The organism is Streptomyces sp. NBC_01304 (assembly GCF_035975855.1).
Classification (GTDB): Bacteria; Actinomycetota; Actinomycetes; order Streptomycetales; family Streptomycetaceae; genus Streptomyces.
In genome coordinates this window covers 9,266,242-9,286,790 of record NZ_CP109055.1, presented here as the reverse complement: position 1 = coordinate 9,286,790, position 20,549 = coordinate 9,266,242, and the positions used below count along the sequence as shown (strand labels likewise).

Genomic DNA, 20,549 nt, shown 5'->3' with positions numbered 1-20,549 from the left:
CGCTCTCAGGCCGCACGGGACGCGGTGCGAGCGGGGCGTGCGTAGTCGGGCATGGGCAGTTCGGTGAGGATGTGCAGAGCCAAGGCGGCCTGGAATGCCCCGGTTCGGTTGCGGAACAACTGGGTCGGGATGACCTCTTCGCAGCGGCCGAGGTACTTGCGGATCGTGTTGGGGTGCAGGTCCAGGGCGCGGCTCAACGGTGGTCCGATCTTGCCGTCGGCGGCGACCCACTGTGTCAGGGTGCGCCGCAGTTCGCTGTCGAGTGGGGCGAGGAACTGTGCTGCCCAGGTACGGCAGGCTGGGGTGTCCAGCACGGCGTGCAGGGAGGGCGCGGGTCCGTCCGGTGGCGGGTCTGCCGGGAAGGTGACCAGTTCCAGCGCCAGGGCAAGGACCGCGCAGTCGCCGAGACTGCCGAGCTCGACGCCGAGGCGCGCGGCGGTGTCCCGGCGGTGGGCGATGGCCGTGTTGCGGTGGACCACGGGGCTCGCCATGCGGGCCGCCTCGCCCGGGCCGAAGGCCAGTGCGTTGCCCACCAGGCTCGCTACCGACTGGCGTTGGTCCGGCGGAAGGTCGAACAGGGGCCGCAGGAACTGCGCGGCCCACTGCCGGGCGTCGTCGGTGAGGACCTGCGTCAGCGACAGGGTGCCCGGCGCGGTGGCGGTGCGCCCGGGCAGGCTTCGGGCGGCGGCCAGGGCCCGCAGCGCCTCGCCGTACGCCCAGGCGGTGCGGGCGATGGGGACGGCGCGGGACTCGCTGAGCAGGCAGTTGCGCCACTGGGGGCTCTTGGTGAGCGTCTGCAGGGTGTGCAGGACGTGCTGCGTGTGGCCTACTTCAGGTATCGGAGCCACGATGATCAAATGGTCGACGTAGGCCGGGCACTTGATCACCAGGCACTGGTGCCCCAGCTCCCGGTGGCAGCGCGCCGCAAGCGCATCCCGGTCCCGGCGCGGCCCCTGCAGCAGGTAGATCTGCACGTGGGTGCAGGAGGCCAGTTCCTCGAGCAGGTACGCCGCGTCCTCCTGAGCGCGTTCGGTGCAGCTGTCCATCAGCTGCCGGAAGATGTTCATGCGCATGCGTTCGGCGAGCTGCTCACTGCGCCCGTGCTGTGCGTGCAGGGCGGCGAGGTGATGCTGCACACCAAGGGTGGCGGCCGCATGCTGCAGCAGCCGGGACTGGGACGCGTTGAACGCGCTGGGTCGGCGGGCGATGAGTACCGGGTGCGGCGCGGTGATGCCCGCGGCATGGAGCTGGATGTGTGCCGACTCGTCCTGGGCGCTGACCGGGCCGGGCCCCCCCGCGCGCAATCGCGCGACCAGGTCGTCGAGACCGCCGAGCCCGCTGTTGTCCGGACGGTTCCCGGCGCCGACAAGCGTGCCGTCGGGTTGGACCAGGACGGCGGTGCCCTGGACGCTGGCACCTGCGGCCGCGACGAGGTCACCGGCGGTGTCGGCGGGTCCGCTGGCGAAGTGCCGTACGGCGGTGAGCATCGCTTCGAGGTGCTCGGTGTCGACGTTCGCTTCCCGCTGGCATCGGTGACGCAACTGTTCCAGGAGCTCGATGGCTGCCTCACTGCGGGACAGGGCCAGCAGGGGCAGCCCAGCCTCGCGGGCGGCCCGCCTCAGCAGGGCCAGGACCTGAGGCTGCTTGTCGTGGTGCCCCGCGCGGGGCACCAGCAGGAGGGCTTCCGCGTCGAGCGCGGCCGCCGTGCGCAGCGCTGCAATTAGTGTGTCCGGATCGTGCATCCAGGCCGCGTCGGACGAGATGAGCAGCACGATCCCGGACAGGGACTCGCGGGTCGGGGGGTCCGGCAGAAAGAGGTCGGCCGGCCACATCCCGAGCACCTCCCTGTCCTTCTTGTCTGGGAGGTTGTGGTCGGCGAAGCACAGGGCCGGGCCTGCGAGTTGGGTCAGTGCGTCCACCGTCAGCATCACTACCCCCGTGTGATCGTGCGGTCGGGCCAGGACTGGCTGGCCACCGGGACGGCAGGCAGCAGTCCGGTGCTCGCCCGCACGGTCGGCATCCGGTGCCGATGGAAGATCGGTAGGGTCCGTGGTGGTGCGATCGGCCGGGGTTGGGTCGGCGTCCGTGCCCCTGGTGGCTGCGCACGATCCTGACGCCTACACGTTCGACTGTCAACGATCGTGAACACTCGATTCAGGATTGTGGACAGCGTCTGGCCGTGCCGCTCAATTGCGGCTAATCTCCGGGCAGTTCCTTGCCCGATCCAGGCCTGACCGAGGGAGAACCACTGGTGAGCGACGGGCGCACTCCCCTCACCATCACGCTCGAGCGCCTCGACGGGCTGCTCGGCGAGCTCGGCCTTGCCCGTGATGAGGTCCTCGACCTCGACGAACTCGCCTACAGGACCGGCGTTCACCCCCCAGACCTCACCGCCCTCCTTGAGCGTAGAGAGGTCGCCGACGAGGACGTGGGCGAGCGCGCACGCAAGCGGTTCAAGTTCCTTTACGAGACCCGCAGGACGGACAGCGGCGAGCTCTACGCCCAGGACTTCATCGCGCGGGAGATCGGCGTCAGTCGCGGCTGGATCAGCGCCCTCCTCCACCAGGGCAAGGAACCCAATATCCGGCACGCCGAGAGGCTGGAGCGCTTCTTCGACGTACCTTCCGGGTTCCTGGTGGCCCCGGCCCGCCAGGCCCTTGACCGCGAGCTGCGGCCGATTCTGGAGAACCTGATCAGCCGCCTGCCCGTGACCGGGGGACCGCTGGCCGCGGTCGCGGCCAAGCACGGCGTGCGGCACTACGCCCTGCGCCAGAAGATCGACCAGTTGCCCCCGCAGCAGATCTCGCTGCTGTCTGCGATCGTTGACACCATGCTCAAAGAGGACGGAGGCACGACGGACGGCTAGGTGGTCCAACGGAATTCGGACGCCCCTCCGTCGCTCTTGCGAATCGCCCTCAATGACCCGCTTGCCTGTGAACGCCCCTCCCTCATGTTGTTGCACATCAAAGGGCTGATCTGGCCAGTTCGGCGCCGAATGAGGGATCGTCCACTGGAGCAACGAGGAGCACACGCCGCCGCATTGTGGTCGAGAGCAGGGGGAACACTTTGATACCGCGTACGGCACTGCGAGCCTCCCGATGAGGGAGAGCGGCCTGTACATACCCGCGGCGCTGCTCACGCTGGCACTGATGATGAAGCTGCCGGCTCTCGTGAAGCGCCGCAGAGACCCCCAGTTGTGGTGGGTGTGCGTCCTGCTTCTCCTGGGGGCGAGTGTCTTCACCTTCGCTGCGCCGCCGACGATCCGCGCCGTCAACTCCGTGTCCGGTGTGTCCAATCTGGCCGCGCCGTTCGATTACTCGCTGATGACGGCCCTGAGCGCCGCGTGCTTCATTCTGCTGATCCGCTGGCACGGCGGCCCTGCACTGAGCGTGCGCCGCGCGACTGTGCTGTGCGTGTGGGTCTGTGCCGCCGTCATCACCGGCGTGTTCGTGCTGTTCTTCCTCGGCGACGCCCCGGTCGAGCAGGTGCAGGAGTTCGACACCTACTACGCGGCGGTGCCCTACCTCCGCGAAATGATCATCTTGTACCTGTTGGCCTCCGGTGCCGCGTTCTGCTGGATGGCCGCGCTCTGCCTGCGGTGGTCGAGGCAGGTGGACGGATGGCTGAAGGGTGCGCTGATCACCCTTGTCGTCGGCTACGGCATCACAACGGCGTATGCCGGGCTCAAACTGGCGGCTGTGGCTGCCCGGTGGGCCGACAGCGACTGGGACGACCTCAGCACCTATACCGCCCCCGGGGTGGCTGCGCTCGGCGGCTGTCTCGCCAGTGGCGGGTACCTGCTGCCGCTGGCCGGCCCGCGGGCCGTCGGCGCCTGGCACAGCTGGCGGACTTACCAGCTTTTGGGGCCCTTGGTGAAGGTGCTCAATTCCGCGCCCGCGCACGCTGCCCGGGCGGTCCCCCTGTCGCTGTGGGCCTCCCCCAGGTTGCGCCAGACCAGCCGCGAGACGGCGGTCCACGACGGGCTGTTGCGGGTGGGCCCGTTCCTGGACCGCGTGGTTCACGGCAAGGCCCGGGCTGCCGCACTGCGGGCAGGCCACGGCGACCGCGTCGCGGACATCATCGCCACCGCAGCAATGATCACTGCTGCGGTTCGGGCCGAGGGGTGCGCGGGGGCGGACGAGGCCGTCGCTGCCGCTGAGCCCGAGCCGGTGTTCCGCCCGAGCGACGAGGACCTGCTGGAGATCTCCCGCGCCATGAACTCAGCCATCCCGGCCGCCTATCGCACGGCAGCCGTCACAGAGAGACAACACGCATGAACATGTCCAGCCGGAACGCCAGCGGCCGTCGGGTCGTCATCATCGGTGGCGGCCTGACCGGGACGCTGGCCGCCGCGGTCCTCGCGGAGCACGCCGAGCAGGTCGTCGTCATCGAGCGGGACCCACTGCCCGAGGGACCGCTGCCCCGGCGCGGCATGCCCCAGGCGCAGCACGCCCACGTGATGTGGTCGGGGGGTGCGCGCGCCGTCGAGCGGATTTTGCCGGGCATCCTCGATGAGTGGATGGCCGCGGGTGCGCGGCGCATCCCGCTGCCGCAGGCCCTGGTCTCCATGACACCGCAGGGATGGTTCCGCCGCTGGCCCGTCGAGATGCAGTTCCTGATCTCCTGCAGCCGCGATCTGCTGGACTGGTGCATCCGCCGCCGCGTCCTGGAGTTGGGCAACGTCACGGTGCGCGAGCAGAGCACCGTGAGTGCGCTGATCGGTGATGCGGGCCAGGTGCGGGGGGTACGCCTGGCCACCGCCGGGCAGGACGCCGAGGACCTGCACGCTGATCTTGTCGTCGATGCGAGTGGGCGCGGCACCCGTGCGGTCAACTGGCTGGCGTACCTCGGGACCGGTCCGGTGCACGAGGAAGAGGTGGATTCGGGCGTCGCCTATGCGACCCGGATCTACAAGGCTCCCCCGGGCACCGACAACTACCCGCTGGTGAACGTCCAGCCCCTGGCCAACACCGGGCGGCCCGGCCAGGGCACCATCATCGCCCCCATCGAGGACGGCCGGTGGCTGGTGACGCTGTCCGGAACGCGCGGCGGCGAGCCCACCAGCAACCCCGATGAGTTCGAGGCCTTCGCCCGTGGTGCGCTGGGTGTACGGGATCCCATCGTCGGTGAGCTCATCGCGCACGCGGTGCCGGTCAGCGACCAGGTGCTGATGTCCCGCAGCACTCGTAACCGGCGCCGCTTCTACGAGAAGCTCCACACTCCGGACGGGTTCCTCGCGCTGGGCGATGCGGTGGCCACCTACAACCCGGTCTACGGGCACGGCATGTCGGTGGCAGCGCTGAGCGTGGTGGCCTTGAGTGAACAGCTGCGCGAGCACGGCCTGATGGCGCCCGGGCTGTCGCGCCGGGTGCAGCGTGCGGTGGTCGAGCCCACCGACATGGCCTGGCAGATGGCCACCGGGCAGGACGTCCTGTATCCGGGGGCCACCGGGACCCCGGCCACCGGCGCGGCCCGTGCGGTGCAGCGCTACATCGACCGTCTGACCCTGACGGCGACCGCGCGTCCGTACGCCACCGAGACGCTCCTGGAGGTGATGACGCTGTCTGCTCCGGCGACGAAGCTGTTCAACCCCACCGTGGCGTGGACGGTGCTGCGCGGACCCCGCCGTCCCTCGCTCAGCGTGCCCCCCTTGAGCCCCGCGGAAAAGGCGGCCGTTTCCGCCGGGCCGCTCGGCGACCGGCGAGGGCCGGATCGTGTTGCTTAGCGCCGTTTCTGTGGCTCTGGGAGGCCCACATTTTGCGGCAGGGGCTCAAATTGGTCTGGAGGTGATGCGTGGGATGACGCATCGTGGGGCAGTTAGGGAGGCCCGGCGCCCCAAAGAGGCGGCGCCTGGTCCGAGTTGGATCGCGACCGTGCGGAGTGAGTAGTGAGAACAGGGAAGCAGATGCGCAGTCTGCGCTCGGCACTGGTCGACAGCATCGTGCTGCCCGCCCCCGCCACCCCCAAGGCGCTGTTCGACTCTCTGTGCACGACGTTGAGTGAGCGCCGCGCCCGGCCCGTGCGCTGGCGTGCGGTGGTCTTTCCGCTGCGGACGGTGAGCGGGCTGTGGATGGGGCTGGAGGACCGTGACCTCATCGCGGTCGAGCGGAATGCGGATCCTCTCCTGCAGCTCATGATCTTCGGTCATGAGGTCTGGCACATGGAGGCCGGGCACTGCGGCGGCCATGGGGAGGGGGCGTCGATTGCCGCGCGGCTGCTCGCCGACGAGCCCGGGATGGGCGACGTGGCGGCAGCCTTGCGTGTTTCCGCCCGCACCGAGTTCGCCCGCGACGAGGAGATGGATGCCGAGATGTTCGGGCTGGAGCTGGGCACCGAACTGCGTGCCTGGCTGGCGCCCGTCGACGGACGGAGCAAGGACCTCGGCGAGCTCGCCGGCCGGATCGCCGCGTCCCTGAGCGGCCGGCGCCGGGGCTCCGGCTAGCCACGAGCGTCGTGTCTTCTTCCACCTCCGTTCCCGCGGGCTTTGGCGCCGCCCTTGCGGCGTCCTTGCCCACCGGGTCGTTTCCGGCTGCCAGCAGGCGGCCGGACCTTGACGTCAGGACCTGACATGCGCGGCCCGGACTACTACCTGCCGGCTCTGATCCTGTGGACCGGACTCGCCTTCAAAGTTCCTGCGTTGCGCCGCGATCGGCGCGAGCCGACCCTGCGCGCGGTGTGTGCCGTCCTGCTGCTGGCCGGCGCCGGGTTCGCGATCGGCGCCCCGCCCAGCATCGCCTTGATCAACAGGCTCACCGGGGTGCCGAACTTCGCCGCCCCGCTGACCTACTCGATCGTCACCGCGTACTCGGCTGCCTGCTTCATCCTGATGCTGCTGTGGCGCGGCGGTGAGGCGCCCCGGCTCCGCTCGCTGGTCCGCCGGTGGACCCTGGCCTACGCACTGGTGTGCGTGGCGCTGTGGGCGCTGTTCGCCGCCGGCCGGGCGCCCGTCGAGCAGCAGCGCAACTTCGACACGTACTACGCGCACACGCCGTTCATCCGCGAGATGATCGTGCTGTATCTGACCGCGCATGTGACCGCGGCGCTGGTCACCACCCTCCTGTGCTGGCGCTGGGCCCGACTTCTGCAGGGCTGGCAGCGCGCGGGCCTCATTGTCATCACCGCCGGCTGGCTCCTGAACCTGCTGTTCGGCGTCGTCAAGTCGACGGCGGTGGCGGCCCGTTGGGCGGACCAGGACTGGGACGCGATCAACACTTCGGTGGCTCCGATCATCGTGTCTCTGGCCGGAGCCCTGGTGGCGGCCGGTTACCTCCTGCCGGTGCTCGTGCCGACCGCGGTCGAAACGCTGCTCGGCTGGCGCACCTACCTGCAGCTCAACCCTCTCTGGCACGCACTGGCGGCCACGGAGAACTGGAGCACCTACCAGCCGCGGCTGTCGCGCCTGGCCTCGCCACGGATCCGTCTCGTCAGCCGTGAATCCTCCCTCCAGTACGGGCTGCTCCGGCTGGCCCCGTATGCCGACGAAGCCGTCCGAGAGGACGCGTACGACAGGGCCCGCGCCGCAGGTGCATCGGAGGTCGAGGCCAAGGCCGTCGGGACCGCGGCCATGGTCGTGGTGGCCGTCGACCGATTCGGTCGCGCCGTGGAGGACGAGGGCGATCCTGTTCTCGAACAACTCGCCTCGGACACCGCCCAGCTGGTGCGGATCGCGCGCGCGATCCGCACCTCTGCGGTGGTCACGCAGATCGTCAGTGAGTACATGCGTGCGCCAAGCAAACCGATCGCTGCCCCGCGCGGTGCGGCGGACTCCGGGGAACGGCTGACCTAGGTGTCGGGTGCCGCGCATCTATCGAGCAATTTCAAGTGTGCTTACGGCTGACTGAAAGTACACTTGCGATCCCGCTGGGCGACCTCATACGTTCCAGAGGTTCCCTTGCGCCCATCCAACCCCTGGGAGACCACCCGGTGAGCGACACCCGCGCCACACTCGCCGAGACCCTGCGGCAGATCAACACCCTGCTGGGCGCCTCGGCCCGGCAGCGTGAACAGGTGCTGAACGTCGCATCCTTGTCCCAGGAGACGGGCATCGCCGCCCCGACCATCCAGGCACTGCTCGACGGCCGCCGCGCACCGGACGAGGATTTCGACGAGCGGATGCGCGAACGTTTCATCAACCTGCGCACGACGCGCCTACGCGACGACGGCAAGCCGTACTCCTACGAGGAGATCGCCACCTCCTTCGGCAGAACGGGGGCAGCGCTGCGGGCCTTCGCGCGCGGCGACATCAAGTCGCTGCAGGCCGAGACGGCCGCGGGAATCGAGCAGTTCTACTTCGGCCGGGCCACCGCCTATCTCTCGAGCGACTCCGTCCAGGTCCTCGACGGCGCGCTGCAGAACGTCCTGCACCTGCTGCAACGGGAGTTGGACCCGCTGGCTGGCGTCATGGAGAAGCACGCCGTGCGCCACATGGCCCTGCGGCGCGCAGAAGGGCTGCCCGAGGCCCAGTGGAGGGTGGTCGAAGCCACCCTGAATGCGCTGCTCGACCAGGTCGAGGACGACCAGTGATCGGGCACGGCCCGGCTTGGCCCGCCCACCCTGCGACACGTATCCCGCCACACAGCGCGACGCCCCGTACCGGCTGCACCGGACGCAGGGGCGCCATATCCCAGAAAGCCGAGGAAGCACGGTGAAGCTCGACGGGAGCAAGCGGACAATGCGCCAGTTCAGCGAGAAGTTCGTCGCTGAGGTCGCCGAACTGGTGCGCCCCGTCGGCGATGCAGCGGACGACATCTTCACCGCGGTCGCCGCTGTGGCCAGCAGCCGGCGCGGTCGACCCGTGCACCTGCGCAAGGTCGCCTTCCCTCCGAGCGCGGTTAGCGGCGTGTGGCTCGACCTCGAGGACAAGGACATCATCGCCGTCCAGGAGAACACCGACCCGGAGCACCAGTGCGTCATCCTGGGCCACGAGCTGTGGCACATGTTCACCGAAGGCCACCACAAGCATGAGACCGGGACGGCGACGCGCGCACACAGCCCCGGCTCCCACCAGGTTCAGGAACTCGTCGACCTGCTGGTGACCCAGCTGCCGCGCGACGACAGCTCCCCCGGCCGCCTGCACGACGCGGTCCTGCATTACGCGACCCGCACCGACTTCGACCAGGACTGTGAACGCCAGGCAGAACGGTTCGGCCTGACGTTCGGCACCCATGTCACCGCGCTGCTCACCGAAACTGCCCTGCACGAAGCGGACGGACTGGCAGGCCGCATCGAGGCGTCCTTGGGCCACCGCGGCTTTTGGACCTGACATGCACGCAGCACCGATACGTCGCGCACCCCGTGCGCCGGCTCCTCATCTGACCGGAGAACCACCGCGTATGAGCCTGCACCAGCAGCTTCCTCACCCCCGCACCGGCCACGCCGGCACGCCATGCTGACGGACAACATCGCGTTCTACGTCGGCGCTGCGGCTCTGTTCGTCGCGTGCCTGGTCAAGGTGCCCTCGCTGCTCCGCTCTCCCCACGACGCCCTGCTGCGCTCGGCCTGCGCCCTGCTGTTCGTCGGCGGCTGCGACCTGCTCCTAGTCGCGCCGGACACGATCGCCACGATGAACCGGCTCACCGGCGTCACCAACTTCTCCGCTCCGCTGGTGTACATCATGCTCAGCGCCTTCTCCGGGGCCAGCGTGGTGCTCCTGGTGAACTGGCGTGGCGGGCAACCGGACCGGACACGGCGCACCTCCCGGACCTTCGTCACCGTCTACAGCCTCGTCATCGCGGCGATCGCCGGACTGTTCTGGGCCGGCAGCACTCCCCGCGAGGAGCTCGTCGATTTCGACACCGTCTACGCCACGACTCCCTACATCCGGGAAATGATCGTGCTGTACCTGGTGTCGCATGGTGTCGCCTCCACCATGGCGTCCTTGCTGTGCTGGCGCTGGGCCGTCGAAGTCCGCGGGACCTTCCGCGTCGGTCTGCGGATCCTCGGCACCGCCTACGTGCTGCATGTCATCTACGACGTGACGAAGATGCTCGCGGTGACCGCCCGCTGGTTCCACACCGACTGGGACGTCCTCAGCCGCGATGTGGCCCCCGTGGTGGCCGCCCCCTCGGCCGTCCTGGTCGGCACCGGATTCCTGCTGCCGCTGCTCAGCCGCCGCGTCTCCGACACCCTCGAAGCCATCCGCCACCTGCGGCTGTTGGCCCCGCTGGCCAGCGAACTGGGCACCGTCACCCACGACAGCGCCCACCACATCGCCATCTCCCGCTGGTCGCCGGCCGTCCGGCTGCGCCTGACTCAGCGCAAGACGTCCATCTCGGACGGCATCCTGCAGCTCAGCCCATACTTCGACGAAGAGATCCGCACCGCCGCGTTGAACGCCTCCCTGGCCCGCGGCGACAGCGAGGACCAGGCGCGCGCCGTCGCCGACGCCGCTGTGCTTGTCGCGGCCGCCGGCTCCCGCAGGGCTGACCCCGATGCCGCAGACGCAGCACCGCAGCCCGAGGTCCTGAGGGTGGGCGAGCGTGACCTGCTGCCCCTCGCCCAGGCCCTGTCCTCCCCCGTCGTCCACGCCATACGCCAGCGCACCCCCGCGCCTTAGCAGAGAGCAGCCGGACATGAGCAAGCTCCCTTCCACGCCCCTCGGGCACACCCGGGCGGTTGTCCTCGGCGGCGGACTGGCCGGCATGCTGGCCGCGGCCGCCCTGCGGCACGCCGTCGACCAGATCGACATCATCGAGCCACACGCCCTGCCCGACCAGGTCGCTCCCCGCACCGGCCTGCCCCAGGCGCGCCACGCCCACTCCCTCATGGAAGGCGGCGCGGAGGCCATCGATCAACTCCTGCCCGGAACCCTGGAGTTGCTGTGTGCTGCCGGCGCCAACCGGATCCCGCTGCCCACCGGCATGGTCGCCTTCTCCCCCGAGGGCTGGTACCGCCGCTGGCTCCGCGAAAGCCACTACGTCATCGCCGCCAGCCGCGACCTGATCGACCACACGGTGCGCCAACAGACCCTGAAGCACCCGGGCATCACCGTGCACACCGGACACCGCGCCGTCGCCCTGGTCGGCAGCCGCCGCAAGGTGACCGGCGTACGGGTGGAAGACCCCGCCCACCACACCCGGGTGATACCTGCGGACCTCATCATCGATGCCACCGGCCGCGCCAGCCGCACCCCGCTCTGGCTGAGCGACCTGGGCATCCCCCGCATCAAGCACGACAAGGTCGACTCAGGCCTCGCGTACGCCAGCCGCACCTTCCAGGCCCCCTCCCCCACCAAGGGCTGGCCCATCGTCACCGTGCAGGCCGACGCCCGCACCGAACCCGGCCAGGCCATCACCATCCTGCCCATCGAGAACGACCAATGGCTGGTGAGCCTGTCCGGCACCCGCAGCGGGCAGCCCACCTCCAACCCCGACGACTTCCTGCCCTTCGCCCGCGGGCTGCGCCACCCGGTGGCGGGCGAACTCCTCGCCCACGCCCGCCCGATATCCGACGTTGCCCTCACTCACAGCACCGCCAACTCCCGCTACTACTACGAGCGAGCTTCCGCCTGGCCAGACGGCCTGATCGTCCTCGGCGACGCGGTGGCCGCGTTCAACCCGGTGTATGGGCAGGGCATGTCGACGGCCGCCCTGGGGGCACTCGCCCTGCGCACCGCCGTCCAGCAGCACGGAGCACAGGCGACCGGTCTCGCCCGGCGGGTCCAACGCGCCATCGCCCGCCCGGTGAACACGGCATGGGCCCTGGCCGTGGGCCAGGACATCCACTTCCCCTGCACCACCGGCAAGACCCCCAACGCGGCCGACCGCATCGTCCAGGCCTATTCCCGCCGACTGTCCTACACCGCGACCGGCAACCTGCACGCCGCTATCGCTCTCACCGACGTCATCACCCTGCGCACATCGCCAGCCCGGCTGTTCCGCCCTGACGTGGTGTTGGCTGCGCTCCTCGGGCCCGGGCGCCCGCAGTTGACTGGGCCACAATTCAGTGCGAGTGAACGCCATGCCCTGCCGCATGCCGAGGGTGACCGCGCCGATTAGACGGGGAGGACGGCCGCTCGTGAGGTTCGCGATGTTCGCGTGGCACGTCCGTCCTCATGATCAGCGTACTGGCGACTCCGGCGACTCCGGCGCCTCCGACTCCTCATCGGCGGCGAGCGCGGCCCTGCCTGCGTCCATGGCGGCCTGAAGGTCGAGCCGGTACACCCCGTACCGCTTATCCACCGACGTGCACAGCGCGTGCCAGGTGCTGGCCGTGGCGTCGGTGAGGTTGGCAGGGATCGCCGACAGCATGTCGTCCGCCTCGGTCGCGATCGGCTTCTCAACGCCGTTCACGTTGTACGTACGCGACACGTGCCGCTCATCGTCGTTCGAGCCCTCATCGAGGCGGACCGAAGCTGCGCCGGGCCGGTACCGGGTAGTGACGTGCCCGATGTACGCGGCCGACAGCACCGCCACCGCATGCTCGTCCAGGCCCTCACACAACAACGCATCGATCACGGCGAGTTCGTCATCAGTGGACGTCTCGGCCTTCAGTGCCGCGCGCTCTTCCGCGCCCTTGCGCAGCGCTGCCGCCTCCGCCTCGGCCTTGGCCTCCGCATCGGCGGCGGCCTGCGCGGCCTCAGCTTCCCCAGGCCAGGTGTCTCCGGCGGACAGCCAGCGATACGGCCCGTTCCTCATGGCCGTGTGCTTCGTGTCGTTCTCCGGCTCAGTGACGGCGCCGATGCGTACGGCCTGAGACCACAGGCGGAATGCAGCCTCACCCTCATCGGTGAGACCGAACCCGCGCACACCAGGGGCGACGGCGTACACCTGCACGAACCCGGCCAGCCACAGACCCGCTGCACGCCTCTTGTTGATCTTCGCAGAAACGTCCGCCTTGTCAGAGGAGACGTCAAAGGCGGTGAACCCGTCGGCGGTCTCACGCACCTTGCCCTCACGCATCCAACCGAGAGCACGCCGCTGGCCCCGGCTGAAGTTCAGCGACTGGGCGGCGTCGATGTCATCGGGAGTCATGGTGTCGGCGTCCTGCGCGGCATGCCGGTCCAGGTGGAGGCGGGCCGCGTCGTCGGCCTCATCACGGGATGTGTACACGTACGCGGCGGAGATGTCGGCCACCGGGTCGCCGTACTTGTTGAGGGCCATGGAAACGGGGCCGTGCCGGTCGCACTCGGCTACCCACTTGGTCTCGCGGACGTTCAGCGCGACCGCCCGCGCGGGGGCCGGCGTGTTGTAGGCGTCTCCCGAGGCAGGGACGTCGGTAGCCCGCTCACGCCGCATACTCGCCATGTCGGTGTGTCCTTCCGTGTCGTTGTCGTGGTCCTGCTCAGTCCTGCTGTGCCCTGTTGTCGTTGTCGCCTGGAGGGAGGGCGGGGAAGTCCTCGATGCCCCGCCCTGCCAGGTCCCGGCACTCCCCGCACCGCCACTCCAGCGGCCAAACCCCCCGGCAGCACCGGCGCGGGGCGGTGCGCTCGGCTTGACGTCCTGCCTCACGGCGGGCCTCCCGGCGGTCCCGGATCCGCGCCCGCCTTATCAGGGCCTCGGTGCGCTTGCGGGTCTTCTCGGCCTCGACGGCCGCCTGCTCCGCGCCCTTGCGCGCGACGGCCCGGCGGCGGCGTTCCTCACCACCCCCGGGAAGCACCGGCAAGGCGTGCGCGTCCTGCCCGGCGTGGCTGTCCCACTGGCGGGCGCGGCGGGCCTTACGAACCGACGCCATGACGTCGGCCTCATCGCGCAGCACACCCGGCCCGGCAGCCTTGGCGAGCCTGAGTGCCTCGTGTCCGTCCTCCGTCGCTACGACCAGGCCCGAGGCGTGAAGCGCGAGGTATCCGCAGCGGGCGAGTAGCCACACCCGCTCACCCTTGACCCGCCGCCCTGTACGCCCGTCCGAGTCGACCGTGCAGAACCCGGAAGCGTCGGCTTTCAGGCCACCGGCGACGGCCAGCCGCACCGTGTCCACGAACGCGGCGCACCAGCCGAGAACGGCCATGGCCCGCGCGGCGTCGCTGTCCGGACCCTGCGAGCCAGCCGTGATCTGGGAGCCAGCTGCCAGCGCCAGCCGGGGGCGGGGGGCCGCCCCGAAGAGGGCGGCCGTCGTCTTGCTGCTCATCAGACCCTCCACCCAACGCGAGCGGAGTCTTCCCTGTTGGTCGACGTGTTGGAGCGGATCGAGCAAGGGTGGCTGCGTGCCGGGTTGGCGTAGGTATTGGGTGCCGAGGGCCTGTCCGACGATCTGGTCGAGCGACGTCGGCCGCATGCGGGCGGCCAGGGGCTGATGGGTGGTGGTTGGCACTGCTCAGCCCTCTTTCTCGGGGTTGTCGCTTTTCTTCCGGACGCGCCACTCGGCGACCCATTCGGGGGTGGCCGGCCCGGACGCGATACCAGCGCGTCCGGGCCGGTCTGCTGCGGTCACGGGGCGGACACGGAGGCGATGCTGTGGCCGGGGCACCAGATGCCGGGACGGTCGGCCCACTCGTGAGCGTCGTGATAGTCATCGTGGCCACACGGCCGCGTGCTGGTCTCGGGCTCCTCGGTCTCGGGCTCCCCGTCGGGGCCGGCGAGGTCTTTGCGGAGGACGGCGGCCTGTTCCTGGTCGAGCTCCAGCCAGTACGGCTCCCCGTCCGGCCCGGACAGCATCACGACCACGGAGTCGTCGTCGCCCCACTGGACGTCGTTGAGGCCCCAGCGGAGCGGGGTCGGGTTGTCAGCGTCGACAATGGCGGTGGGGTTTTCGGCGACGAGTCCGGCGGCGGTGGCCGACCGCAGCCAGCTGACGGCCTCGTTGGCGAGGAACTCGCGCATGCTGGTGTCGAGCTGCTCCCAGGGTTCGGCGAGGGTGGGGCCGTAGCCGTTGCGGTAGCGGGATTCGGCGAGTTGGGCGGCTCGGGAGTCGGTGGTGGTCATGTGTCTCCTCAGGTCGCGGTACGGGCGGCGATCAGCGCGGCAACGAGACGGGCGTGGGCTCGCTCACGGCGGGCGCACTGCTCGCGAAGGGTCCGACAGGCGGCGGTGAGACGGACTCGGCGCTGCTCGTTGCGGGCTGCCAGCCAGTCGTAGATAGTCGTCGAGTCGAACCGGATGACCTGTTCGGGCGTCAGGCTCAGGAGCCATGTGGTTCGGATCGCGTCCTGGTCATCCTCGTCGAGCTGCTGCTCGCGGATCGGGCTGGCCTGGTTGTGCACGGGGTCTCCTTGGTGTGCAGGCCGAACGGAACCGGATAGACGAGCGGAGAGTCACGTCAGTTGGCGGTCCAGGCCCAGTGCGGAGCGCAGCAGCTGGCGCAGCCCGCCGCGTCGGTCGTCAGCCGCTCGTCGTCGGCCATGTGGCTGACCTCGTCGAGGACGCCCTCCACCGCGGCCCGCAAGGTGTACTGCTCCCACCGCAGTCGCGCGTCTCCCCGGGCGGCGGTGAGCGTGCCCGTGCACTCGCGCTGGCGTTCGGGCGTTCCCTGCTCATAGCGAGGAGCGCAGCGTGATCGTCAACGTTCTTGGGCGGGTGGGGCCGGTGGGTGAAGGGGCTGCACGTTCCTGGGTGTCCGGCGCCGGACTTGCAGTCGAACGGGATCGGGCGGCTACGGCCCTTGCGGCAGACACGGGGGCTCATGGCGTGCGCCTACGGCAGCACGGCGCGGAGCCCGTTGGTGAGCAGGGCCACGGCCGCAGACAACTCGCGGGGCGTGGTCAGCGCGTCCATCTGAGCGGCAGCAGCCGAACGGCTCTGACCAGCAGCGGCATTGAGTGCCGCCTGAACGGCGTGGCGGACGGTTTCCGTGACGCACATCTGGACTTCGGTGTCCTCCAAGTCGGCAGCTGTGACCTGCCCGCGCCCCATGAGGCGGTTGGTCCTGGAGGCGACATCAAGGGTGGTGAGCGCGTCGTCGTCCGCCGTGGGGGCGAGAGCGGAGAGGTTCGCGCCGCCGAAGGCAGTACGGAAGCGTGACGGACAGTGGGTGTGAAGGTCCATGGCGAGCTCGGCGGCGAGGCCGCGGACGGCTACCAGACCGTAGGTGTTGGCCAGTTGCGTCATGAGTCCGAGCGCTGCGTGAAGATCCCCCTGCCTGAGGGCCATCAGGTAGGCGTCGGTGACGGTGCGTATGAGCTTCTCGGGAAGCGCGGTACTTGACACGGTGTTTTCCCTGTTCGGGTGTTCGGGTGGCTGGGCGTCGACGAACTCGCAGGTGATGGGGTTGTCCGAGTCGTGTCGGTCATGAGAGCGCTGCTCCCTTGAGCTTCATGTTGGATACGGCAGCTGGCTGGGGCCAGCAACGAAACTGCCGGTGGAGCTGGGCTGGTCGTTCCAGCACGGCCCCACCGGCAGGCGGGTGTTTCTTTGGGTCCCGAGCCGGCTGCGCCGGCCCAACGCTTGCGCTTCAAAGCGGGTCTTCGAACTACCCATCGTGGTCACTGAGGTCGATCACCACTGATTGGCCCGTCGCGGGGGCCGTCAGTAGTCCAGGAGCGGGCCGTAGTGGTGGTGGTGACCGTCGATGGCTTCCTGGATGTCGGCTTCGGTGAGGCCGCACGCCTCGGGCGAGAGCGTGCCGTCGTAGAAGTCGATGGCGATGTCCAGCAGCACGGCCAGCAGGTCCTTCAGGTCCCGGGGGGCCAGGGTCACGGTGTGGTGGGCGCTGCCGGGAAAGAGCTGCTCGGTGACGAGATGGGCCAGGCGGTGCCAGGCCGGATCCGGTCGGCCGAGGAGGTCGGCGCACAGGCGGCGGGCGATCGCGGTGGAGAGGGTGACGACCGGCGCGGCGAGCATGACGTTCGGCCGACAGCGGTAGGGGCCAACTGCGTGCTCCTTGGGTGTGGTCGGGCAGGACAGGACGTCGAGCGAGTCGAGCGCTCCTGCAGGAACTCGAATCCCGATCCCGGCTTGAACGACCAGGTGTCTTGCGTACATGGACGGCAGGAGCCAGGTCACGCCGTGTGTCAGACCTGCGTGGTGGTCCGCGTTGCCGGGGGGTTGGCACTCACGAACTGGAGGAACCAGTCGGGGATCTGCCCCAGCTCGGCGTGGTAGTGCGTCCATATCTCCCGGACGGGAAGCCGACGCAGGCGCCCGTCGGGTAGGACCATCTGACCGGTTACCTCAATGCTGTTCCAGCGGGGCGTGGCGTCGCCGTATTGAAACCAGCGGACGCGCAGCCTGACGGGCCGGACGGTCTCGCTGTCCTCGCCGTCCTCAACGGTGAAGTCCGGGCCGCACCGCCCCTGCCATACCTTTTCGTACGTCCGCTGCGGCGGCTTCGCCGTCATCGCGTCGTCGTACTGCACCACCTCGTCGAACCGCTCCACACGCAGCGAGGGTGTGAACTGGGCGAGTTCGGACGGCTGGTCGGTCGGCTGCTCCATGTGCTGCTTCCTTGTCTATGCCGAGCGGTCGGCCGCCCGGCGGGTACCGCTGGGGGGCCGGAAACGATGTCCTGGCCGTCTGGCCGACCTCCCCGTCTCCATTGCTCGCGCGTGGAGGACAGGAACGTAGGCGGTTACGTGGGTCCACCCCCGCTCCACGGCAAGGGCGGACCGGTGTGCGCCGTCGCGCAGGCCCTCGCCGGGCAGGACCACCACCGGCGGCACCTCGTGCGCGTCGGCGTCGAGCCCAGCTTCCAGGGGCGTGAACCGGTCCTCGGCGTCGTTGGCTTCCAGCTCCTCCCGCGTGTACAGGAGCCCGATCTCGTCGATCGGCACTCTCGCCCGGATCAGTTCGGTGTCGAGGTCGTCGTCCCCGTACAAGTCGAATCCGATGAGGTCGGCGGCCTCGCCGAGGGTGAGTGTCGTCCGCCAGGCTGCGCCCCACGTTGGTAGCTCAGCGGCATGGATGGTCTTCATACGTCGCCCCCTTCTGGTGTAGTGACTGCGCGGAGCATCTGCTCGGTGCGCGGTGTGGGGCCGCGCGGGTTCCCTATCCCGTCCCGGCGGGGCAGGGCCACCACTCGCGGGGAAGCGGTGAGTTGAGTGTTCCTGCGGGGATTCGAACCCCGATCTCCGGATCCGCAGTCCGGTGTTCTTTCCGTTGAGGAGCGAGCGCGCGTGTGGTGCGCGGTGGTGCGTACCCTCGGCGGGATTCACCCGCGGTCTCCCCCTTGAGAGGGGCGAGCGAGCCAACGGCGCGCCCTGCTTCATCGGCTCCCGAGGTTGCGGTCAACCCTCCTTGGGGTGTTCGTCAATCGGCTGAACGGTGTCCAGATCGACGACCTGGCCCACGCGAAGGGTGTTCAGTCCGCGCAGCATCGCGATTTCACGCTTGCGCTCCGCGATACCCGCTGGGCTCAGGGGCCGGCCGTCCTGCCTGAAGTCACCCTCTTCGAGCATCTGCTCCAGCGTGTTCTTCCACTGGTCGACCTGGTACTGCTTGATCTTCTGCGTGCGGGCCATGGGTCAGTCCCCCTAGAAGGGCGTGATGTGGCTTGGATGCTGTGCGTGATGGTGGAGTTAGGCGCGGGGGTTCAGTGCCATATGCCGGCGCAGGCTCTGCCCTGCGCCGGCGAGGACGTCAGTGACCTCCTTGGGAAACGTCACGTAGACGAAGTCGAGGGACGTCACCTTGTCGAACAGAAGCATCACGGCTTCGTGGCGCGGGATGCCACGGCTCATGAGGTAGAACAGCTCCTCTTCGTCGAGCACTGGCTGCCCTCCGAGCGAGTTGAGGGTCGCTTCGGGATCCGACGCGAGCTCCATCGGGCGGTCGGCGACGACGTACTCGTGCGGCCACAGGTGCAGGTCTCCCCAGGGCGTGGCGATGACCGCCTGCTTGGGGTACACCTTGGCGGCCTGCTTGCCGTGGCCGACGGTTATCGCGCCGGAGTTCAGCTGGTGCGGACGAGCACGCCACATCGACAGCTCGGGGACGCGGAACCTCGAGCGCAGCTCGGTCATCGGCTCCTCGACCACGATGATCCACGCGCCCTCCTCCGGGACGGCCTTGCCGTCCTGCTCGGGGAAGTACAGCGACGGCTCAGCGCCGATGGAGGCGGCGATGCTCCAGCCGTCGTCGGCGTGCTCCTCCATGGCGACGAGAGAGCGAATGTGCGGGGCGGCCTCGGTCAGAGAAGTCATGGGGTCCTGTCTGTCAACGTTCGTTGGTGCGGAGCAGCAGATCCGCGGGGAAGTCGCCGGCGCCGGGCGAGACAAGGGCGACGAGACCGTCGGTGCTGATCCTGACGATGGTGTCGGTGCGCCCGGCGATGCCATCGGTGATCGAGAGTGACCTCGCCGCGATGCGGTCCGCCGTCGCTCCTTCAGGGATCAGCACCGAGTCGCCGGCGCGCAGTGGACGGCCGAAGTAGTCGTGGACGGAGTCTGGTTCCGCGTCGGGGAGGGAGATCTTTTCGCACCCGGTGAGCTGTTCGACCACGGCCTGCGGGATGACCAGTGCTTCGCCGAAGGTCACCTGGGTCTCGTCGGTGCTGCCGACGTAGACGATCAGCGGTTCACCGTCGTCGGCGAGCCGGGTCACCCGGCCGATCGCCAGGGACGCGCAGGACTCGTAGCCCTTGCCGATGCCGGGCTCGGCGACGATGACGTAGTCACCGGGCTTGGGTCGGTCGGTGTTATGGAACATGTGTGGGCTCGATTTGGATGTGCGGGGCATCGATGCTCATGACGGGCCTCCTTCCGGATCTGCGAATTCCGTGATCCGATCGAGCAGACCACCGATGAGGCTCCAGAGCTCGTCGTCGTTCTCGTGCTCGGCCAGCCACTCGGCTGCCTGCACGAACTCGTCGTCTGCGCGGTCGCGCAAGGCGTCCGCGAGGGCCCGCGGTACTGCGTTGTCCCAGACAGCAGGCACAGCCCCGTCGACGATGTCGATGGCGCTGCGGACGTGTTGCTTGCGCTCAAGCAAGTCCGCGCGCTGGGTGCTGCGTTCCTCGAAGCGGGCGAGGTGCGCCGCGCAGCAACTGTCGAGCGGTCCGGGCTGCTCGGTGTCCCGGTAGGAGCTGAGGTACCGGTCCATCTCGGCGGATCTTTCGTACAACGCGTCGAGGAGGACGCTCTGCTGGCGTTCGGTCAGCTCGATGCTGATGGTGGGTTGAGTGGCCGTCATCGCGAAGCCTCTTTGTGGTCGGACGCCACGCCCTCGGCACAGAGCCTGACGAGCATGTCCATGCGGTGCCCGCCCCAGTGGACGGTCCGCTGACCCTCCAACTTGACGGTGATCACCGGGGTCTGCTGGTAGTCGAGCTTCTCAGTGACGTGGCGGTAGGTGTCTGGTTGGCGGCCGATGCGTGTCCCAGCTGGTGCCCTGAGGGGCCTCATCGGTGTCTTGCCCGGGGCATCGGCGATCAGCGTCGTCCTCCCGTCTGTCCGGTGGCTGCGACGCGTCATACTCGGTGCATCACCAGGACTCGGAAACGCCACTGACGAGACGTCGATGGGCAAGAAGGGAGCGGGCCGGGTGCACGAACACCCGGCCCGCTCCGGTATCGATCCCACACCCGGGTCGGCTATGCCGGCCCAGACCCCCGAGGCCGGCGCCCGTAGGGTGCGAAGCCGTGGGGGTCACGCTGTCATCCAACGGAACGTGACGCCAAGTGCTTGTTCCACCGGAGGGCGGTGATCTTCTTCATGAGGGAGTCCTCTTCTCGATCATGCATGT

The 20,549-nt window shown here is 69.2% G+C and carries 24 protein-coding genes; 9 read left to right on the top strand and 15 right to left on the bottom strand.

Annotated elements, in window-relative coordinates:
* Positions 1–5: 5 nt before the first annotated feature.
* A complete protein-coding gene (locus OG430_RS41470) occupies positions 6–1,928 on the bottom strand; it encodes a hypothetical protein (RefSeq protein WP_327357836.1) in 1,923 nt (640 codons plus the stop codon).
* A 323-nt stretch (positions 1,929–2,251) separates the two neighbouring features.
* On the opposite strand from OG430_RS41470, the gene OG430_RS41465 reads away from it, so the two are divergent.
* The 9 genes from OG430_RS41465 to OG430_RS41425 all read left to right on the top strand — a co-directional run bounded on the left by OG430_RS41465 (position 2,252) and on the right by OG430_RS41425 (position 11,996).
* Positions 2,252–2,866 carry a hypothetical protein gene (locus OG430_RS41465; RefSeq protein WP_327357835.1) on the top strand — a complete coding sequence of 205 codons (615 nt, stop codon included), beginning with the start codon at positions 2,252–2,254 and terminating at the stop codon, positions 2,864–2,866.
* 232 nt (positions 2,867–3,098) lie between these two features.
* Entirely contained in the window at positions 3,099–4,277 is a 1,179-nt protein-coding gene (locus tag OG430_RS41460) for an MAB_1171c family putative transporter (protein ID WP_327357834.1), read from the top strand.
* Complete coding sequence (locus OG430_RS41455) at positions 4,274–5,725, top strand: NAD(P)/FAD-dependent oxidoreductase (RefSeq protein ID WP_327357833.1); 1,452 nt, start codon at positions 4,274–4,276, stop codon at positions 5,723–5,725. Before OG430_RS41460 ends, OG430_RS41455 begins: the two co-directional genes overlap by 4 nt.
* A gap of 180 nt (positions 5,726–5,905) precedes the next feature.
* Positions 5,906–6,442 carry a toxin-antitoxin system, toxin component gene (locus tag OG430_RS41450; protein ID WP_327357831.1) on the top strand — a complete coding sequence of 179 codons (537 nt, stop codon included), beginning with the start codon at positions 5,906–5,908 and terminating at the stop codon, positions 6,440–6,442.
* Between the two features lie 126 nt (positions 6,443–6,568).
* Positions 6,569–7,786 (top strand): MAB_1171c family putative transporter, encoded by a 1,218-nt coding sequence (locus tag OG430_RS41445; RefSeq protein ID WP_327357830.1) that lies wholly within the window; start codon positions 6,569–6,571, stop codon positions 7,784–7,786.
* Positions 7,787–7,923: 137 nt separating this feature from the next.
* Entirely contained in the window at positions 7,924–8,523 is a 600-nt protein-coding gene (locus tag OG430_RS41440) for a hypothetical protein (protein WP_327357829.1), read from the top strand.
* Positions 8,524–8,644: 121 nt separating this feature from the next.
* Positions 8,645–9,262, top strand: a complete 618-nt coding sequence (locus tag OG430_RS41435) for a toxin-antitoxin system, toxin component (RefSeq protein ID WP_327357828.1) — start codon at positions 8,645–8,647, stop codon at positions 9,260–9,262.
* Positions 9,263–9,385: 123 nt separating this feature from the next.
* Complete coding sequence (locus OG430_RS41430) at positions 9,386–10,555, top strand: MAB_1171c family putative transporter (protein ID WP_327357827.1); 1,170 nt, start codon at positions 9,386–9,388, stop codon at positions 10,553–10,555.
* Between the two features lie 16 nt (positions 10,556–10,571).
* Positions 10,572–11,996: an NAD(P)/FAD-dependent oxidoreductase gene (locus tag OG430_RS41425; protein ID WP_327357826.1), complete on the top strand. Its 1,425-nt coding sequence runs from the start codon at positions 10,572–10,574 to the stop codon at positions 11,994–11,996.
* A gap of 60 nt (positions 11,997–12,056) precedes the next feature.
* On the opposite strand, the gene OG430_RS41420 is transcribed toward OG430_RS41425, so the two are convergent.
* The 14 genes from OG430_RS41420 to OG430_RS41355 form a co-directional block, all read right to left on the bottom strand.
* Positions 12,057–13,244: a hypothetical protein gene (locus tag OG430_RS41420; RefSeq protein WP_327357825.1), complete on the bottom strand. Its 1,188-nt coding sequence runs from the start codon at positions 13,242–13,244 to the stop codon at positions 12,057–12,059.
* A gap of 37 nt (positions 13,245–13,281) precedes the next feature.
* On the bottom strand, positions 13,282–14,247 hold the full coding sequence (locus OG430_RS41415) for a hypothetical protein (RefSeq protein ID WP_327357824.1): 966 nt from the start codon (positions 14,245–14,247) through the stop codon (positions 13,282–13,284).
* A gap of 116 nt (positions 14,248–14,363) precedes the next feature.
* A complete protein-coding gene (locus tag OG430_RS41410; protein ID WP_327357823.1) occupies positions 14,364–14,858 on the bottom strand; it encodes a hypothetical protein in 495 nt (164 codons plus the stop codon).
* A gap of 8 nt (positions 14,859–14,866) precedes the next feature.
* On the bottom strand, positions 14,867–15,136 hold the full coding sequence (locus tag OG430_RS41405) for a hypothetical protein (protein ID WP_327357822.1): 270 nt from the start codon (positions 15,134–15,136) through the stop codon (positions 14,867–14,869).
* 56 nt (positions 15,137–15,192) lie between these two features.
* Entirely contained in the window at positions 15,193–15,318 is a 126-nt protein-coding gene (locus tag OG430_RS41400; RefSeq protein ID WP_327357821.1) for a hypothetical protein, read from the bottom strand.
* Positions 15,319–15,566: 248 nt separating this feature from the next.
* Positions 15,567–16,079, bottom strand: coding sequence for a hypothetical protein (locus OG430_RS41395; protein ID WP_327357820.1), 513 nt, complete (start codon positions 16,077–16,079; stop codon positions 15,567–15,569).
* 318 nt (positions 16,080–16,397) lie between these two features.
* Positions 16,398–16,853 (bottom strand): hypothetical protein, encoded by a 456-nt coding sequence (locus tag OG430_RS41390; protein WP_327357819.1) that lies wholly within the window; start codon positions 16,851–16,853, stop codon positions 16,398–16,400.
* A gap of 29 nt (positions 16,854–16,882) precedes the next feature.
* The gene (locus OG430_RS41385; RefSeq protein WP_327357818.1) at positions 16,883–17,305 is read right to left on the bottom strand and encodes a hypothetical protein; all 423 of its coding nucleotides are present in this window, start codon (positions 17,303–17,305) and stop codon (positions 16,883–16,885) included.
* Between the two features lie 15 nt (positions 17,306–17,320).
* Positions 17,321–17,782, bottom strand: a complete 462-nt coding sequence (locus OG430_RS41380) for a hypothetical protein (protein ID WP_327357817.1) — start codon at positions 17,780–17,782, stop codon at positions 17,321–17,323.
* Positions 17,783–18,094: 312 nt separating this feature from the next.
* Positions 18,095–18,328: a hypothetical protein gene (locus OG430_RS41375; protein ID WP_327357816.1), complete on the bottom strand. Its 234-nt coding sequence runs from the start codon at positions 18,326–18,328 to the stop codon at positions 18,095–18,097.
* Between the two features lie 57 nt (positions 18,329–18,385).
* Positions 18,386–19,009: a hypothetical protein gene (locus OG430_RS41370; RefSeq protein WP_327357815.1), complete on the bottom strand. Its 624-nt coding sequence runs from the start codon at positions 19,007–19,009 to the stop codon at positions 18,386–18,388.
* A gap of 13 nt (positions 19,010–19,022) precedes the next feature.
* Positions 19,023–19,514: a hypothetical protein gene (locus tag OG430_RS41365; protein ID WP_327357814.1), complete on the bottom strand. Its 492-nt coding sequence runs from the start codon at positions 19,512–19,514 to the stop codon at positions 19,023–19,025.
* A gap of 36 nt (positions 19,515–19,550) precedes the next feature.
* A complete protein-coding gene (locus OG430_RS41360) occupies positions 19,551–19,997 on the bottom strand; it encodes a hypothetical protein (protein WP_327357813.1) in 447 nt (148 codons plus the stop codon).
* Positions 19,994–20,209: a hypothetical protein gene (locus OG430_RS41355; protein WP_327357812.1), complete on the bottom strand. Its 216-nt coding sequence runs from the start codon at positions 20,207–20,209 to the stop codon at positions 19,994–19,996. The genes OG430_RS41360 and OG430_RS41355 overlap by 4 nt, the downstream gene beginning before the upstream one ends.
* Positions 20,210–20,549 lie beyond the last annotated feature (340 nt).